General features: G+C 43.3%; 16 protein-coding genes and 1 other RNA gene. 7 read left to right on the top strand and 10 right to left on the bottom strand.

Translation table 11 applies throughout. The features are described from left to right. Nucleotides 1-39: 39 nt before the first annotated feature. From NZ952_03205 to NZ952_03220, 4 genes are all read right to left on the bottom strand, one after another. The gene (locus NZ952_03205; GenBank protein MCS7120192.1) at nt 40-1,476 is read right to left on the bottom strand and encodes a molybdopterin-dependent oxidoreductase; all 1,437 of its coding nucleotides are present in this window, start codon (nt 1,474-1,476) and stop codon (nt 40-42) included. 10 nt (nt 1,477-1,486) lie between these two features. Next, the gene (locus NZ952_03210) at nt 1,487-1,984 is read right to left on the bottom strand and encodes a hypothetical protein (protein MCS7120193.1); all 498 of its coding nucleotides are present in this window, start codon (nt 1,982-1,984) and stop codon (nt 1,487-1,489) included. Continuing rightward, the gene (locus NZ952_03215) at nt 1,969-2,709 is read right to left on the bottom strand and encodes a hypothetical protein (protein MCS7120194.1); all 741 of its coding nucleotides are present in this window, start codon (nt 2,707-2,709) and stop codon (nt 1,969-1,971) included. Before NZ952_03215 ends, NZ952_03210 begins: the two co-directional genes overlap by 16 nt. 193 nt (nt 2,710-2,902) lie before the next feature. After that, a complete protein-coding gene (locus NZ952_03220; protein ID MCS7120195.1) occupies nt 2,903-3,937 on the bottom strand; it encodes an Ldh family oxidoreductase in 1,035 nt (344 codons plus the stop codon). A gap of 132 nt (nt 3,938-4,069) precedes the next feature. Here NZ952_03220 and NZ952_03225 point away from each other — a divergent pair, with 132 nt between their 5' ends. Beyond that, nucleotides 4,070-5,347: an alkaline phosphatase family protein gene (locus tag NZ952_03225; GenBank protein ID MCS7120196.1), complete on the top strand. Its 1,278-nt coding sequence runs from the start codon at nt 4,070-4,072 to the stop codon at nt 5,345-5,347. A 92-nt stretch (nt 5,348-5,439) separates the two neighbouring features. Further along, an RNA gene (gene ffs, locus NZ952_03230) (signal recognition particle sRNA) lies at nt 5,440-5,768 on the top strand. A 41-nt stretch (nt 5,769-5,809) separates the two neighbouring features. Here ffs and NZ952_03235 read toward each other — a convergent pair. Next, nucleotides 5,810-6,625, bottom strand: a complete 816-nt coding sequence (locus NZ952_03235; GenBank protein ID MCS7120197.1) for a TIGR00269 family protein — start codon at nt 6,623-6,625, stop codon at nt 5,810-5,812. A gap of 310 nt (nt 6,626-6,935) precedes the next feature. Between NZ952_03235 and NZ952_03240 the strand changes: the two genes are divergently transcribed. Beyond that, nucleotides 6,936-7,643, top strand: coding sequence for a nucleotidyltransferase domain-containing protein (locus tag NZ952_03240; GenBank protein ID MCS7120198.1), 708 nt, complete (start codon nt 6,936-6,938; stop codon nt 7,641-7,643). An 11-nt stretch (nt 7,644-7,654) separates the two neighbouring features. Here NZ952_03240 and fhcD read toward each other — a convergent pair whose 3' ends face one another. Both fhcD and NZ952_03250 read right to left on the bottom strand, forming a co-directional pair. Next, nucleotides 7,655-8,560: a formylmethanofuran--tetrahydromethanopterin N-formyltransferase gene (fhcD, locus tag NZ952_03245; GenBank protein ID MCS7120199.1), complete on the bottom strand. Its 906-nt coding sequence runs from the start codon at nt 8,558-8,560 to the stop codon at nt 7,655-7,657. Between the two features lie 112 nt (nt 8,561-8,672). Next, entirely contained in the window at nt 8,673-9,077 is a 405-nt protein-coding gene (locus tag NZ952_03250) for a putative metallopeptidase (protein MCS7120200.1), read from the bottom strand. Nucleotides 9,078-9,192: 115 nt separating this feature from the next. Here NZ952_03250 and NZ952_03255 point away from each other — a divergent pair, with 115 nt between their 5' ends. Together NZ952_03255 and NZ952_03260 are read left to right on the top strand one after the other, a co-directional pair. Then, nucleotides 9,193-9,336: a hypothetical protein gene (locus NZ952_03255; protein MCS7120201.1), complete on the top strand. Its 144-nt coding sequence runs from the start codon at nt 9,193-9,195 to the stop codon at nt 9,334-9,336. Nucleotides 9,337-9,338: 2 nt separating this feature from the next. After that, the gene (locus NZ952_03260; GenBank protein MCS7120202.1) at nt 9,339-12,686 is read left to right on the top strand and encodes a class I tRNA ligase family protein; all 3,348 of its coding nucleotides are present in this window, start codon (nt 9,339-9,341) and stop codon (nt 12,684-12,686) included. A 66-nt stretch (nt 12,687-12,752) separates the two neighbouring features. Here NZ952_03260 and NZ952_03265 read toward each other — a convergent pair whose 3' ends face one another. Together NZ952_03265 and NZ952_03270 are read right to left on the bottom strand one after the other, a co-directional pair. Then, complete coding sequence (locus tag NZ952_03265) at nt 12,753-13,574, bottom strand: dihydroorotate dehydrogenase electron transfer subunit (GenBank protein MCS7120203.1); 822 nt, start codon at nt 13,572-13,574, stop codon at nt 12,753-12,755. Continuing rightward, nucleotides 13,552-14,469: a dihydroorotate dehydrogenase gene (locus NZ952_03270; protein MCS7120204.1), complete on the bottom strand. Its 918-nt coding sequence runs from the start codon at nt 14,467-14,469 to the stop codon at nt 13,552-13,554. The genes NZ952_03265 and NZ952_03270 overlap by 23 nt, the downstream gene beginning before the upstream one ends. Before the next feature lie 142 nt (nt 14,470-14,611). On the opposite strand from NZ952_03270, the gene NZ952_03275 reads away from it, so the two are divergent. Together NZ952_03275 and NZ952_03280 are read left to right on the top strand one after the other, a co-directional pair. Continuing rightward, complete coding sequence (locus tag NZ952_03275; protein MCS7120205.1) at nt 14,612-15,847, top strand: C/D box methylation guide ribonucleoprotein complex aNOP56 subunit; 1,236 nt, start codon at nt 14,612-14,614, stop codon at nt 15,845-15,847. Between the two features lie 4 nt (nt 15,848-15,851). Next, nucleotides 15,852-16,556 carry a fibrillarin-like rRNA/tRNA 2'-O-methyltransferase gene (locus tag NZ952_03280; GenBank protein MCS7120206.1) on the top strand — a complete coding sequence of 235 codons (705 nt, stop codon included), beginning with the start codon at nt 15,852-15,854 and terminating at the stop codon, nt 16,554-16,556. A 42-nt stretch (nt 16,557-16,598) separates the two neighbouring features. On the opposite strand, the gene lysA is transcribed toward NZ952_03280, so the two are convergent. Continuing rightward, nucleotides 16,599-17,888, bottom strand: coding sequence for a diaminopimelate decarboxylase (lysA, locus tag NZ952_03285; protein MCS7120207.1), 1,290 nt, complete (start codon nt 17,886-17,888; stop codon nt 16,599-16,601). Between the last annotated feature and the right edge of the window lie 11 nt (nt 17,889-17,899).

The raw sequence follows: 17,899 nt of genomic DNA on the forward strand, positions 1-17,899 counted from the left end.
AAAATAAACTTTTGGGCAGATTTGCGATTTTTGATGTTCTCAGCGTTTTCCTTTCAACCTTCTAACCTCTTTCAGGATCATCCTGATAATTTGCTCGTCAGGCAAGCATCCTGGAGGAGGATTTACAATCCTTCTGAGTGGGAGGGGCACGTGATCCATTCTATAGGCTGTTCCTTCAGCCTCTATTCCGGCAATGGCAGACGGTATAACCACATCCGCCATGGCTGCCGTTGGGGAAAAACATGGATCGATCACAATGAGGGGGGTTTTGAGCAGATGGGAAACAGCCTCTTGTGGAAAACTTGAGACAGGGTCTGCTGCCACAATAAGGGCTGCGTCCGAGTCTCCTCTTCGCAGTACGTCTATGACTGAAGTTTCACCTGGGTTATATCGCGGGAAACCATGAGAAAAATCCACAGCGTAGGGGAAGCCGGTCTGCCAAGTGAAAACGGTGTTTGCGCCAGAGACATTGAAGTGACCTCTCATCGGCATGATCACAAATTTTGTTCTTTTATTAAGCTCCCTTGTCAACTTTATCGCCGCCTCTACATTCATAGACCTTCCTCTGCTCATAGTAAGGCCTAAGCCGAAAAATATGACCCCAAAGTTGCAACTAATCATCATATCAGCCACCTCTTCAAGAACCTCCAAGGGAATTCCAGAGACCTCTTCGACATCTAGATCTTCATCTCTAACTAAGGCACGTAAAGCCTGAAGAACCTCGTAGTCCCCACCAGGTCTTACCTGTAGAAAATAGTCAGCCATCTCTGCAGACATGGTTCTTCTAACATCTACCACCACCACTCTCCTCTCTACGGCTGATGGAGAGGGGAAATTTGACACTTTCTTCTCGGGCACTAACTCTGATCTCGGCTTAAAGAATAGCTCGGATACTCTGGAAATCTTCTTTTTAAATGAACTGGATTGCAGTTTTAGATAAAAGCGTCTCCAGACGCTCCTTCTAAATCTGCCCTCTGAAAACGCAGTGTACCGCTCAATATGGCGTGGATGGGAACTCCAAGGATTACACGCCCAGTAAATTATCAGGTCGGCTCTATGGCGGATCTGTCCCAAAGTGCAGCTTGGAAGCCCAACTTCCTGCATTGCAAGAATTGATGGGCCATGACATACGGAAGTTGTGTTGTCAACTAACCCTCCTATCTCTTCAGCTAACTCTAGACCTGCTTGTATCGCCTCGCAGCTAGTGCAACTCCAACCATAAAGAACTGGATATGAAGAACTGGCCAGTATTTCAGCGCTCCTTTTAATTGCTTTATCTATTGAAGTCTTTACGAGCTGGTCACCAACCCTTACCAGAGGAACAAAATTCCTGTTTCTCAAATGATTTTCAAATTTAGCGGCTCCCAAAGCACATGCATTTATGACACCGCATATCCGGTCATTTTCGACTTTAGCTTCTATATCATCGCATAGACATCCACATACAGGGCATACGACACTCCGAATAATATCCAAATTTTTTACCTCACCTAATACAAGACTCGCCTATATGAGAAAGTAGGTCTAGGAGACTGCGAACCTTTTCCCTGGTGGGCTCAACCACGGCTTCCGCCCCCTTTAACATAGGCATCCCAGTAGCATCCGTGTCAGAGCCTAAGATGATGTTCGCCCATGGACTATAAGGAATGAAGACTGTTCCTTCCGGGCATGCTAATTGAGATCTCTTTACTCTTAATACAACCGACCCCCGATCTGTGGTGACCTTTACATTATCATCTTCATTTAGACCTAATTTCTCCATATCCTTAGGATTCATCTCACAGAACGCTACGCTATATAAGTACTCGTTGGAAAATTTTCCGTGCTCCTTGGCGCAACCCTGTTCGATAGTCCTCCCAGTATTTATTGTAATTTTTAGCCTATTCATCCGCGCTTCAACCACATAAAAAAATAATTTGCCAATATATGAATAACGTTCAGTTAAATTCTGCTCGTAGAGAGTCAACCCTACAGATTTGACCATTCTATGTTCTTCTTTGAGATCTCCTCCCAGCACCTATGACATATTGGAGTCTCGCGTCCATCATAGAATATGCTCAACTCGATATCTGTGTTCTTACAGTATGGATTCCATGGGTTCATGCAGTGTATAACTGATTGTAAATGATCCATCCTCCTCGATGAGGTATTAGAGAATTGTCTCCTTGATTTTGGAACGGATTTCTTATTTTCTTCACATTTCATCTTATCGATCACCACACCGTTCTTACTGTCAGGCCCTTCTCTATACATCTCATCAGACAGACTCTTCTGCAATTCAGCGCTTTCAACAGAGTTTATAGAGCCCTGAATTATATCATCATACTTTACCACTTTAGACCTGGCTAAAAGAAACGGATACTGTGAACTTCTCATAATATTGAGACCTTCATCTAGTATTTGGCTGAGACGAGTGTATTCAGCATCTTCGATTTTGCCTAGAAACTTATCTAATTGGAGATCAACAAGCAATGATTCAAGAACCTTTTCACATTCAGAAGATACCAATCTAATCTCACGATCCTCTTTCTCCAAAGCATCCCTCAGATCGGATAAAATTGACTGCAACTCATTAATTCTTTTTTCAAGCAATTCGAAGGTACCATAAGAGATCTTCCCATCAATGAAAAGATTCTTTATGGTGATCTCCTGCCTCTCGAATGAATTAATGATGGAATTAATGTTAGCTATCATGTCTGAGAAATCCATAGCAGCCAAACCATCTTTATGTTGGACAAATAAAGGTTAAACATCTTTTCATCATAACCGTATATGCTGTTATATTAGATATTTCGAGAACAAATTCCCTTCTTCATGACATCGAAAATACAAAAAACGTAGCATCAAATATTCAATATATAATGGAAGGTTGCAAACCCTGCCCAACAATCTCTTGTAATCATCAGTCAAGCAGATTTACACCTACTCTTTCCGCAATCGCCTGAATCTCTTTCCACGTCCTCTCAGGCACGTATATCCCTTCTTTCGATCTTTTCTCCAGCATCCTGTATTCTAATTCACCGGGGATCAGTATCTCACTGTATCCCGGTCTAAGCTTAGAGGATTTTACGGCTTTTATTAAACCATCAACTCTTCTTTTAAATTCTTCTGGTTGCATGAAATTGCTGATATTTATTGCTTGAAAGAAGACTCCATTGCCAAATTTCTCATCCTCGTAGGCGCATCCAGCTCCCGAAAGGATGCCAGCGAGGATCTCTACAACAATCGCTAAACCAAATCCTTTATGCCCAGCAATATCGCCTCCCATTGGAAGAATCGCTCCGCCCCTATAAAGGTCTTCAGGATTAGTTGATAAATTTCCTTCACCATCTATAATATATCCCAGAGGCAACTTTTCCCCTTTATGTAAGGCAATTCTAATCTTTCCTTCAGCGCATGCGCTGGTTGACATATCGAGGATTAGGGGCATACCACTTCCGGTTGGAAAAGCATAGCTTAACGGTGCGGTACTAAGCACCCTCTCTCTTCCACCATGAGGAGCCACCATCCGAGTCGAATTTACCATCGCAACGCCAATCATGTTATACTTTGAGGCCATCTCCGTGTAATCTGCCAGTCTCCCTATGTGATAAAGATTGAAGGCACAAACTGTGCTTATACCATTCTCTTTTGCCTTCTGGATGGCTATCTCCATAGATTTCTTTGCGACAACTTGCCCGAAACCCCAGTTTCCATTTATAAGCGCAGTTGATGGTGTTTCTCTCACAACCTCGATCTGCGCGCCTGGTTTCACCTTACCTTTCTGGATGGCATCTACATATTGGATTATGCGTATCACACCGTGCGAATCCTGTCCAACCATGTTTGCTCTAACTAGTAGATCAGCAATCAGCTTTGATTCATCCTCGGGGACACCTGCAGCCTCGAAAACCCTGATGCCTACATCGATTAAGTATTTTGCTGGGAAAATAGGCAATTCAGATCCTCCTCTCATTGGGCAAATTCGTCATTTATCATATAAATCTTGTCTGTTATGATGAGACTGTAAAGCTTTATATCTCATAGTCGTTGCTATCTTTTCAGTATCAGAAATACTGGGATGGTGAATTTGAAGCTAATCTATGTTGTGATAGATGGTTTAGGCGATCTTCCCCTCAAAGTATTGGACAACCAAACACCATTAGAGTACGCTGAAACTCCGAACCTAGACTTCTTAGCAAGCATCGGTAAAGTAGGCCTAATGTATAGTGTCAGAAAAGGAATTGCTCCCGAAAGCGATGTTGCCGTAATCTCAATTCTCGGATATGACCCATATAGGTATCATGTTGGAAGGGGACCATTGGAAGCTGTTGGGGCAGGTTTGAAAATGATGGATGGTGACCTTGCCTTAAGATGCAATTTTGCAACATTAGGCAATGATCGAAGGATAATCGATCGAAGGGTTGGAAGAAATCTGACGACGGAGGAGGCTTCTCATCTATCGGAAGCCGTAAATAAAAATGTCAGTCTAACATCCCATTCTGCGGAGTTCGAGTTCAAAAATACATTAGGGCATAGAGGCGTCCTAGTTATTCGAAGCAAAACAATGCCTCTATCCGGGAACATAACTAATACAGATCCAGCATACCTAAAGGTTGGTGGGATAGGCATAGCTAAAAAGGACGTTGAACCCTTCCTAGAAGACTGTCGACCGCTTGATGAGAGCGAATCATCTAAGGTATCTGCACAGTTAGTTAATGAATTTACCTGGAAGAGCCATGAAGTCTTGGAGAATCATCCGGTAAATATGAGAAGATCCTCAAATGGGATGCTCAAGGCAAATGTGATATTATCAAGAGATGCGGGTGCTGAATTACCCAAGTTCTTTGATATTAATGCGCATTATAAAGTTAGATTCGCGTGTTTAGCGGATATGCCAGTGGAGAGGGGAATTGCGAAGCTTGCCGGCATGCATCTTATCGAAATACCCCCGCCTTCAGGCAATATCAAGGATGACTGCATTTTACGGGCAGGTAAGCTTCTCTCCGCCATCTCGAATTATGACTGCTTCTACATTCATCTTAAAGGACCGGATGAGCCTGGACATGACGGCGACTATAAAAGGAAAATCCAAGTCATAGCGGATATAGATAGGTACTTTTTTGGAAGAGTACTTGAGAATGTGAGGTTGCAAGAGACTCTGTTCTGTGTGACAGCGGACCATTCCACCCCATGCGAGCAAATGTCCCATACCGATGATCCTGTCCCCGTCCTCATTGCTGGCGGAAAGATTCATCCTGACAGTGCTAAAAAATTCTCTGAAAAGGAATGTAAAAACGGAAGTCTAGGGATTATTGAGTCAGGGAACTTGCTTATGCCTCTACTTATGAAACTACTTAAAGAATGAGGACAACTTTTCATTCTATGCGCAGCATGCTGCCGCATGATTATGTGTTCAAGAAGCTTTTATTAAGCTTGAAAAATTAATTTTGTATTGGACGGCGGGTCTTAGACGGGGGGCTAGGGGTCCCCTGAGAGGCTAAGCGCCTCGACCGTAAACCCTCTATATGACGGGTCGAAAGCTGAAGTGAGGCGCAAAAGATCACACATGCTCCTCAGAATCTCACGATGAGTATCTGTCCTCTGGGGCTTACGGTGTGGAGCAGTCCTCGTAGGAGGACTGTAACCACATTTACCAGGCGAACCTGGCCAGGCCCGGGAGGGAGCAACCTAAGCCTGGACGTCAAGCGCTCAGAGGGGTTCGGATACGAGCGTAGATTCTGAGTGGGCTGTGTGAAAACTATGCGTCGAGCTTCAGTGACCCGCCGTCCACGTCGATTCAACCATTGCCGAATCATTTAGAGGCACCTTATACCCTGCTTATCTCTCTTAAGATCTGACATGTTTGGCACAAGTCCGTTGACGAGGGTTCACCACAGTCTGAACAGATCTTAAATGGGATTTCTTTCAGCATTATTGAATCCCGAAGCTTCTCGTAGGAGCGATAGATTGTATACTTCATACCTGGATGCTTTTCTTCCATATAATTAAGAATCCGGCGCACATCATTCCTCAACGCCTCACCAGCATATGGGCATGGTTCATCTTGGAATGTAATGTTTGTAACATATGCGTATAGAGCCGTTTCCTTTTCTAGAACCTCGCATAGGGGTTTGACCCTAGGTATAAAGCCGACCTTAAAGTTCTCGGTTTGCAATGTTCTCTTTATACGTAGAGGCTCGCCATGGATGATGTTTAGAAAGAAAGTTTGAATCTCATCATCGAGAGTATGGGCCGTGGCAATCTTCGTTGCGCCAGCAAGTTGACCGCCAATATTGATTGCCTTTCTACGTAGGATTCCGCAGTAAGCGCATGGAGTTAGCTTTTCGCCACGAACCTTCTCCACAATCTCATCTAGCGTGTATCCATATAACTCTTTAAAAGATACTATTATATGCGCAATTCCAAGTTCTGCACAATTCTTTTTAGCAATTTCAATCGCCTCATCCCTGTACCCGCTTATTCCTTCGTCGACAGTAATTGCACAAATAGATGACTTAGGAAAATCTTGTTCTATCTTGAATAGTATGTGAAGAAGACTTAGGCTGTCCTTTCCCCCTGAAACCGCCACGGCAATTCTGTCATCAATCTCAAACAATTTATATTTTGCAATAGTTTTACGCACCTTTCTCTCTATTGAGGTCACAAAGCATTTAACACATAACCTTTCGCCAGAATAAGTCCGAGAATAGAATGCCTCCCTCCGCTTGCATATTGTGCACATAACCATTTATATCATCTTTCCTGAAGTGATAGCTTTACTTATCTATAAAGTCATCCTTGCCTGCAAACAATACAATTTTGCTGGAACGGTGAAATATGTTTTCCGTCATACATGCTTAGAGCAGCATTTCTCAACTGGCTTACAAAATGTTAAAATCGATATCTTGAGATTTCATTTTCAATATACTATGTTAGTACTGGGCTGGTCAAAATTGGCCAAAAAACCAGTAGCCCGCGACGAAAGAGTCGAAGTCATATATAGTAAAGAGCGTTGGGAGTTACTAAAAGCATTAAGGAAACAGGCTATTGAGATAATGGAGGCCCTGGAAAAGGCTCACATATTCTCCGTGGTCCATGGAAGTATCGCTAGAGGTGATGCCACGCCAAAAAGCGACATAGACATTTTTGTTCCGCAGACCGTTTCCTCCTTCCTCATAGAAACATCTCTCCTGAGAAACGGTTTTCAAATCTCAAAACGCATCCTCATACAGGCAACTCCAACTCACACTATTAAGGGATTCATAGAGATAGATGAGCAGAGGCATGTCTCATTTCCCATGTCGAAATTAAAGAGGCTTGGAAGAGAGTTTTACCGGTTTGGTGGCGAGGCGACGGTTGAAATGCTCAGGAATGGTGTCAGAACCCCAGGCGTCGATAAGAGGTTAATGCTAATTGAACCTACAGAGAGTGGTCACATAGAAAGCAGGGTTGTTGGAAGGGAGGAGTATGTCGCAAAACTGCTCGGCATATCTGTGGACACTGTACTAAATAGAGTTAGAACGCTATTACGCCGTGATGAAATTGGTCGGACAGGACTTTTTATTGAGAGAGAATTGTCCCCCAACGAAACGTTTGAGTCGGTTCTAAAGAGACTTGCGGATGAGAATCCAGCGGTAAGGAGAAGACTTAGATGTTCATAGGATGACGCCTTTCAAACATCTCTCAGAATGTCATGAAGGTAAACTTTGATGGGTCCTATCTTTCCTCCATAATTTCCCGCGGATATTTTTACTACGCCTTTAACCTTCGCCGCTGCTTTAATCCCCTCAGCCATTGCTTTCTTAACGCAATCTAAATTTAATCCGTTCACTACAATCTCATAGACGCAATTAGCATCCTCAGTTACATTAGATCCTGATAAGACATCTCTGAGGATTGGGCAGAAGAGGTGATTTGTTGATGCTGGAAGCTTATACTTGAGAGAGCCCACCTTTGAGCCAGATCTGCAAATGCCACCTGGGAAAGGCAGTATTACACCCTCAACTTCGCTTCGGATAGCCTTAACGGCTTCCTCGGCACCCAATAAAGCCGAATCCTGGGTTTCGGCGAGAATTATAAAATTGCCCCCTGCAATCGCTTTCTTCACTCCGAAACTTTCTTCTATAATGAACTCGCCTTCCATTACGGGTATCCGCCAAACTCGTCTTCCATAGATTTCGTCTCTTCTCTGAAATCCATCGCCAAAAAGCCTTAAGCTCCTTCCAACTTTTAATCTTCGAATGGCATTTGGAAGAAAATCAAAAATCGAAGTTGTGGGGCAAGTCATTATACATTGCCCTATCCGCTTAATCATCTGCTTTTTCAGCTCGCTCCTGATCCCATGATATATTTGTATAATGGCTCCAACCCTCTTGTCCGGTGTCATCTCTCTTCCAACTATTCTCTCCACACCTGCTTCTGCTGGACATCCAATTATGGATGATGCAAAGCCAGTTGCAGCGTTTGCTGCGGTTAAAGCCCATTTCTCATCTTTTGCTGTGATGAGTACCCTTGCAGCCCACATCTCGAAAAGCTCTGCGAATGTATCGTCTATCTCTACTCCGTTAAGCCTAAACATCAAGATCCATCCAGACCAGATAGACCTAACTAGAATCTCCTCTTATTATAATTTATTCAATCCACACCTCTTTGGCTTTGGGCATCATTTTAAAGCAACGCCACCAGAATCTTTATTCGTTATGATCCAAGATTTTATCAGCCCTTTTATTCTCTAATCTCTTATGAAGTACTTCTATTGTTTTTCGGCTAATGTATCCTTTATGTGGCCGGAAACCGCCAGTGAAGTTTTTCGGTATATGGAGAAGCTCATGTATTAGGGTCTTCTCCTTCTCGTCTTGACTGAGATTGTCAAATCTTTCAGATATTACCTCAATAACATATGCTGGTGGACAATTAAGCACCTCCTGCCAAAGTCTTCCTAACCCATGAATTCGTGCAATAGTTCTTGTTGAGTTTGATCCAGTACTTCTAACGCAATGAACAAATTGGGGCACTATATGAAAAAAGCCCAAGCTCTCAATTATCTCATTCACGAGCATCTTTACATCTGGAGCATCGCGATATCTGATCGTCAATTTTCAGCATTCCCCAACTAATTTCAGGCATATCTCATTTTAAATCTTGTACACTAGTCTATGTTATATTAGTGAAAAATGTAATTCCATTATCTTTATATTTGGCGGAAAAGAATTGAGTTATTCTCGCCTAGCGGGGTTACGTGGATGCGAGGCGGAGATAAAATTCACGCTGTACCTACTACAAAGATCACATCCTAGAGCATTAAAGCTCTCAAAAGTTTTAAATGTCAAGTTAACAAGTTTTGAGAGGCGATAGAATTGTTCAAGGATGTTTCGCCGAAGGTCAACTTTCCCGAGCTTGAACATAAGATCTTAAAGTTTTGGGCCGAAACAGACGCCTTCAAGAAGAGGGTAGCGCTCAACAGAGGGAAGAAGAAATGGTCATTTATGGATGGCCCTATAACAGCCAACAATCCCATGGGCGTCCACCATGCTTGGGGCCGAACCTATAAAGACCTTTTTCAGCGCTTTAAGGCTATGGAAGGGTATGACCTTAGATACCAAAATGGCTTTGACTGTCAAGGTTTATGGATCGAGGTTGAAGTTGAAAAAGAACTGGGGTTCCGTTCAAAACGTGACATTGAATCCTACGGTATTGCGGAGTTCGTTAAGCGATGTAAGCAAAGGGCGCTACGTTATGCGGCGGTACAAGTTGAACAGTCAATCCGCTTAGGCTACTGGATGGATTGGGATGACCCCAAAAAACTCCGTTACCTAGCGGATAGCTTAGAGAGGCCAGACCAAATAATCACCATTCAAGGTGTCGCTGGCCCAATAACAGATACCTCTGAAAGATTAGTTGGAGAACTTGGTTCTCCTAAAATCGGCGGTTCCTATTTCACGTTTTCCGACGAAAATAATTATACAATATGGTCACTTTTGAAGAAATGTCATGAACGAGGTTGGATATATAAAGGAAGAGATGTGATGCCATGGTGCCCAAGATGCTCGACAGCGCTCTCACAACATGAAATCGTGACGGAGGGGTATCGTGAGATAACACATCCGGGATTAACAGTCAGATTTCCACTAAAGAATAGACCGCATGAATCACTCCTCATCTGGACAACCACTCCATGGACCCTGACATCAAATGTTGCCGCTGCAGTTCACCCAGACCTCACCTACGTCAAAGTGAAACTTAATGATGAATACTTATATCTTGGAAAGTTTGCGATACAAAGGACTCTCGGCAACTTAAAATATAATGTCATATGCGAGCTCAAAGGCTGCGACATGGAAGGATGGACTTATGATGGACCATTTGATGAATTGCAGGCTCAGATAGAGACAGGGTCAATCAAAGCCCATAAGGTTATCATGTGGGAGGACGTAACTGAGGAAGAGGGCACAGGCATCGTACATATAGCTCCGGGATGCGGAAAAGAGGACCTCGAACTCGGAGAAAAAAATAACCTCCCCATAATCGCCCCGCTTGATGAGTTCGGAGTTTTCATGAATGGTTTCGGCCCGTACACGGGCGTCCATGCCTATGACTCAGCTAAACTCGTAATTGAGGATTTGAAGAGAAAGAACCTTCTATTCAAACTTGAGGACTATACTCATCGTTATCCAGTATGTTGGCGATGTGGAAGCGAGCTAGTTTTTCGCTTAGTCGATGAATGGTTCATCAGCATGGGTAAGAAGCTGAATAAGCCCATTGAAGAAGTCACTGAAGAAGAGAAAAGGGAGAACCTTCGATACCAAATTATAGACGTTGCTAAGCAGGTACGATGGATTCCAGAGTTTGGACTCCAGCAGGAGATAGACTGGCTTCTTAACATGGAGGATTGGATGATATCCAAGAAAAGATATTGGGGTTTGGCGCTTCCAATCTGGGTATGCTCGAAATGCGGAAGCTTTGATGTTATAGGAAGCAAGGAGGAACTGAAAGTTCGTGCAATAGAAGGATGGGAGATATTCGACGGCCACACACCTCATAGGCCTTGGATAGACGCAGTGAAGATAAGATGCGAAAAATGCGGGGGTGTTGCCACACGTATTCCGGATGTCGGAAACCCCTGGCTTGACGCTGGAATAGTTTCATTTTCAACACTTGGCTATCGAACTGATCGTGAATATTGGAGACAATGGTTCCCCGCGGATCTTGTATGCGAATCTCTCCCCGGTCAATTCAGAAATTGGTTCTACTCAATGCTGGCCATGAGCACAATAATGGAAGGCAAGCCTCCTTTTAAGGTATGCTTTGGATACGGCTTAGTGCTAGGCGAAGATGGAAGAGAGATGCATAAGTCATGGGGAAATGCAATCGAATTTGACGATGCTGCTGAGACAATGGGCGCCGACGTGATGAGGTGGATGTATTGCACAAAAAGGCCGGAAACAAACCTTCTATTTGGCTATCATAGAGCAGAGGAAGTTAAGAGGAATTTCCTTATTCCCTTATGGAATGTCTACAGCTTTTTCGTGACATACGCAAACCTAGATAAGTGGACACCTACCAACAGCGGTGCCTCAGAGTCCCCATTCATCCTAGATCGCTGGATCATCTCTAAACTGAATTTGCTCATAAAGAATGTGACTTATTATCTGGAGAATTATAACCCCTGCGACGCTGCCATCTCAATTGAGAAGTTTGTGGAGGATCTCTCAACATGGTATATTAGGCGCTCAAGAAGGCGTTTCTGGAAAAGCGAAAAGGACGAAGATAAGAGCGCTGCATATAGAACTCTTTATACATGCCTAGTAACACTAGCCAAACTTCTCGCCCCATTCATACCATTCATAAGTGAGGAAATTTACCAAAATCTGGTTCGAAGCGTAGATCTAAGTGCTCCCGAAAGTGTGCACCATAATGATTGGCCAATCAGCGACGAGAATGCCATTGACAAGGCTCTAATGGCGGACATGGATATAGTGATGAAGATATGTAACCTAGGACGCTCCGCTCGCGCCAGGTCTGGAATCAAGCTCAGACAACCTCTATTAAGAGCTGTAGTTGTAGTGGATTGCAAAATTCTTGATAGAATTAGTAGAATGAAAGACTTGATAATGGATGAACTAAATGTGAAAGAGATTTCATTTTCATCTAAAGGCGAGGAACTTCTTGATTTTACAGCGAGAGTTTTACCTGAAAAATTAGGAAAAAAGTATGGAAGTTTACTGCCAAAGATTCAAGAGGAAGTATCCAAAATGGATGCAAAGGTCTTGAAGGGTATACTGGAGGAGAGAGGAATAATAGAATTAGAAATCGGTGGAAAAGCTATTCAATTGGAAAGGGATGAAATCAAAATTGAGACGCACCATAAAGATGGATATTCGGTGTCCGAGGAAGATGGAATTATTGTTGGCGTATATATTAAGATAACCGACGATCTTAAAATGGAGGGGCTTGCCCGGGACATTATCCGACGAATACAAAATCAGAGAAAGGAAGCGAACTTTAACATCGCAGACAATATAGAAATTTATTATGAGTCTGGGCCTAAAATCACAGAAGTGTTCAATACCTTCGGGGACTATATAAGTGCAGAGACCCTCAGCGTCAGAATAAATAAAGGTGAACCACCAAAAGAAGCACACGTTTCAACATATGATTTGGGCGGCGAACATCTTAAGATAGGTCTAGTTAGGGTGAAGACTTAATATGGCAAGACCGCTTGAATCCCTTTTTCTCATACAACCTATTTTTGCACAGTTCTTTATAGCACTTTAAATCTTTTCTCTCCTTCCATCAAAGCCACGCTTAAACTTTCCCAGCTCATCCCTGATTTCTTTCAGCATCTTTAGGTCGAAAACTGGTCCATCCCTGCAAACACGATACTTTCCTATTACGCAACTGCCGCATATTCCAACTGCACAGCGCATTAAACGTTCAAGGCTTGCTTGAATTTGGATACCTTTTTCTTTTGCCAAAAGAAAAATCTTCTTGATCATTAATTCTTTTCCACAAACATATATAACGTCGTAGCGCTCTTTTGAGAGAGCTATCTCAGCCAGGTCTGCCGCAGTGCCTCTTACGCCAAGGCTACCATCCTCTGTCGCAAGCACAACATCTAAGAGATTCGTTTTGGACATCTCCTCCAACTCTTTATTGAATATAATCTCGCTCTTCGTCTTTGCACCCTGGATAAATGCTGTCTTAACTCCTAATTTAACAAGTTTCTCTGCAAGGAACATGAGGGGCGCTGCTCCTATTCCCCCTCCTACAATAAGCGCTTTACTTCCAATATGTTCGAAGCCTTTTCCGAATGGTCCCCTAATGCCAATGCTGTCGCCTTTTTCCATGCTGCAAAGTATATTTGTCGCCTCGCCCACCTTCTTCACCGTGACTGAGGACAAACCATTCTTTTGAAGTGATATGCTTAGTGGGATTTCATCTATTCGGGGTATCCATACCATCACGAATTGTCCGGGCTGAGCGTTTAAACATAGATCATCCTCAAAGTACAATGTCCTAATCTTCGCAGATTCCTCTCTGACCTCTTTTATCGTCGCTATTCTTATGCGGTTAGGATTCATGTGCCATTCCAACAATCTCTTCTACTTTCCTATAACCTTTGCTTTCAATGTAAGAGTTTATTCCCTGAGCGATAGATTGGAAGATTGTTAGATCTCCATGCGCTATTGCCGAGCCTATCTCCACTGCCGAGGCGCCTGCAAGAATAAACTCGACCGCATCTCGCCATGACCGAATACCTCCGCAACCGATTATAGGTATCCTCACGGCCTCATAAATCTCATAAACACATCTAACTGCAACTGGCTTTATTGCGACGCCTGAAAGCCCCCCGATCTTATTTGAAAGAATAGGTTTCATGGTATCAATGTCAATCGCCATCGCCTTAACCGTATTTATTGCGGTGATGGCGTCTGCCCCCGCATCCTCAGCGGCTTCAGCCAGCCTCGCAATATTAGACGTGTTCGGAGACAGTTTTGCGAATACAGGTTTTTCAACGGCGCCTTTCACATTCTTTACAACATCATAAATCATCTCTGGATCCTGCCCTATCTCAGAGCCAGAACCCTTAATATGAGGACATGAAAGGTTGAGCTCGATTGCATTCGCTCCGGAACTCTCAGCCATCGCTGCAACTTCCGCGTACTCAGTTGGAGAGAAACCATACACGCTGACTATCAATGGGGCATCTGATCTATATTTTCTGATCTCTTCAGCAAATTCTCTTATGCCAGGATTAGGCAGTCCTAGAGCATTGAGGAATCCGCATTCAACTTCGACAACTGTTGGGTTTGCATATCCCTCTCTAGGCTCTATACCAATAGACTTTGTCGTCACGGCTCCTGCGCCCGCAGAGGCTACACGCATAAGACTTTCCGCCGATATACCCAGTATTCCGGAAGCTAATATTGTCGGGTTTTTCAGGCTTAGACCTGCAAGACTTACTTGCATACTGTGTGAATTATGCATGTTTATCATCAGAGAAGAACTGACATTTTGGTATATTAGCCTTTAATATTGTATAGTTGAAGTTATCTTCATCAGCCGTATTGAATGGAAAAGGTTATTCATAGGTTAACGTAATAGTTTGTTGACCTGTGGTGAGAGACTTTTGAAATCAGTAATCGTCGTGTCCGTCTTCGGCGTTTTAGGTTTCAATGAGGATGGGAACCTAATCGAGAAGGCGCTCTTTCCAAAAGATGCTTGTAAAGCAGCTGAAAAACTGATAAAAATCGAGTCCGGAAGGGTAATAGACGAACTAGTCGAGGTAGTTGGCCATCTGAAAACCAGAGGATTTACTCCAATAGTTCTTGAGCATCCTGCGGTGGCTCAAGCGCTCAAAGAGATAATGAATGCCGAAATTTCAATAGAAAGCCCCTCAGAAATTGGAGAAAAAATTCGGGATGGACTTGAAAGTCTCGCTATCGAGCTCGGGTTTGCCAGAGACCCTCAAGAATTAAGGGAATGGATACATAGCGTTTCAACTGAAATTTCAAGAAGTAAAGTTCGATTGGCAGCAGAGAAAAGAGACCAAATAATTGTTCAAGCAATAGAGACAATAGACGAGTTGGATAGAACCATAAACCTCTTTTTGAGCCGCATACGCGAGTGGTATGGGCTGCATTTTCCCGAACTTAGCCGCATAGTGGAAAACCATGTTACCTATTTGAAGATCATACAGGAAATAGGTAAAAGAGAGGGCATAAACATTGAAAGATTGGAGAAACTAGGAATCCAGAAAAGAAATGCCCAAGAGATCGTTAAGGCCTCAATGGAATCCATGGGCTCTGACCTCTTGGATGCAGATATCTTGCAGATCCGGTCTTTATCAGGCCAAATATTGCAACTTCTAGATGTTAGATCCAACCTTGAGGACTATTTAGAGAGAATTATGAATGAAGCCGCTCCTAATCTCTCCACGTTAACAGGACCTACACTTGGTGCTAGACTTATCGCATTAGCAGGAGGATTAGAGAATCTGGCGAAAATGCCCGCAAGCACAATACAAGTTTTAGGGGCTGAGAAGGCCTTGTTCAGAGCCTTGACAAGTGGCACTCGACCGCCCAAACATGGCATAATATTCCAGCATAACCTAATTCATGGCGCAAGCCGATGGTTGAGAGGAAAGATTGCAAGGACCTTTGCTGGCAAGATCGCGATAGCTGCTAGAACTGATGCCTTCGGCGGAAATTACATTGGGGACAAATTAAAATTGGAACTTACTGAGAGAATCGAAGAGATAAAGAAGAAGTATCCGCAACCGAGAGTAAAAGAAGGACGCATTAAAAGGAAAAGTGATAAGTCAAAGGGCAGAATAGGGAAGACTGCATCCAAAGTTAAGGGATAAAAACATGAGCATAGAGGTTGAGCCCCATCCAGAATTTGCCGGAATATATTTTACCAAATTAGATGATGGCGTAAAGAGGATTACAACAAAAAACTTCTCTCCAGGGAGAACTGTTTACGGAGAAAGACTTGTCACTTACAATGGCATTGAATACAGAATTTGGGACCCATTCAGGAGCAAACTTGCAGCAGCTATTCTTAAGGGAATTAGGAAGATGCCTTTAGGTCCTGGCCAAAGAGTATTGTATCTCGGCGCAGCTTCCGGAACGACGGCAAGTCATGTTTCCGACATAGTTGGTAAAGATGGATGCGTCTATTGCGTAGAGTTTTCACCCCGATCAATTCGCGATCTTATTGATAATGTTTGCAAATATAGATCAAATATGATACCAATTTTGGCGGATGCTAGATCACCCCGGAGCTACGCATCCATCGTTCTAGGAAAGATTGACGGCATATACTGTGATATTGCGCAACCGGAACAGGCGCGCATCCTACTTGACAATGTTAGACTCTTCCTAAAAAAAGGCGGTTGGGCGCTAATTGCGGTTAAGGCCAGAAGCATCGATGTAACAAAGGAACCTGTGGAGATATATGAACGTGAAGCTAAGATCCTTGAGGAAGGGGGGCTTCGTATACTTGAGATGATCAATCTGGAACCATATGATAAGGCCCACTCCATGATATCATCTTATTATCCGTTGAATTAAATAAGCAAGAAACAATTTGTTCTATGTAAAAATAGATTCACATTACTTTAACCAGGGCGCTATCTTTTGCCCTTCCAAAAGATCCTTAAAGGTCTCCTTCTCTCTTATTAGAGCGTATCTTCCGCTCTTTACCAGAACCTCTGGACATCTTGGTCTCGAATTATAGTTTGAGCTCATTACAAATCCATATGCGCCAGCGTTCAGTATCGCAAGAATGTCGCCCTCTTCAACCTTTGGGAGCATTCTATCTCTAGCTAAGATATCCCCCGATTCGCATAAAGGTCCAGCAATATCATACTTCTCTTCTTCAGGGTCGTTAAGTTTGTTTGCAACAACTATTGGGTGGTAGGAGCCATACATGGCCGGCCTGATCAGAATGTTGAAACCTGCATCTACGCCGATAAAATTTCTGAAGGGAGTCTTTTTGAGAGTGTTGACCATTGTTAGTAAGATCCCTGCATCGCAGACAATATATCGCCCTGGCTCTACGCAGAAGAATGGATCTCCGAGATCATACTCCTTGACTTTCTCCTTGAAAATCTGGAGAGTCTTCTCGGCAAATAGATCGACATTCAATGGGCTCTCCTCTGGTTTGTATGGCACCCCGAGGCCTCCGCCAATATCAATAAACTCAAAATCAATCCCCATCTCCCTTCTAACTTTGCCTGCAATGTCAAGAAGTTTCTTTTCAGCAAGGAGGAAAGGCTCAACCGTCAAAATTCCTGAGCCTATATGCATATGTATACCGAAAGTTTCAACCCCGGATTCTTTCGCAATTTTATAGGCTTCTAGAACATCTTCCTCCCATATTCCAAATTTTGAGTCTCTACCAGCCGTGATGACATGGGCGTGGTGTCCAGCTCCAATCTCAGGGTTCACCCTAACTGAAAGTGACCGCGGAACCCTTATCTTTAGAAGCCTCTTAAGTTGAGATGTAGAGTCTATATTGATGCATACATCCCAGTCTAGAAGATATTCCAGTTCATCATTCCTAACGCTCGTTCCTGTAAAAAGTATCCTTTCCGGCTGGAAACCAGCCTGTGTAGCAAGAAATACCTCCCCTATGCTGACCGCGTCCAAATATGCATCTTCGCTCTCCAAGATTTTCAGTACCGAGAGACTAGAGTTGGCCTTCGCCGAATAATAGACCCGAATCTTATCATGGCGAACAGAAAGAACAGAATAAATCTTTCGAAAATTATTTCTGATTCTTCGCTCAGTCAATACATATAGTGGGCTTCCGAATTCTTGAACAAGCGTCTCAGATGAAACCCCATCTATGTGGAGTATTCCATTCTTGTTCTCGAAAAATTCATGTGGAAACGTGACCATTATTATTCTAT

The sequence above is a fragment of the Candidatus Bathyarchaeota archaeon genome (assembly GCA_025059045.1).
Classification (GTDB): domain Archaea; phylum Thermoproteota; class Bathyarchaeia; order Bathyarchaeales; family DTEX01; genus JANXEA01.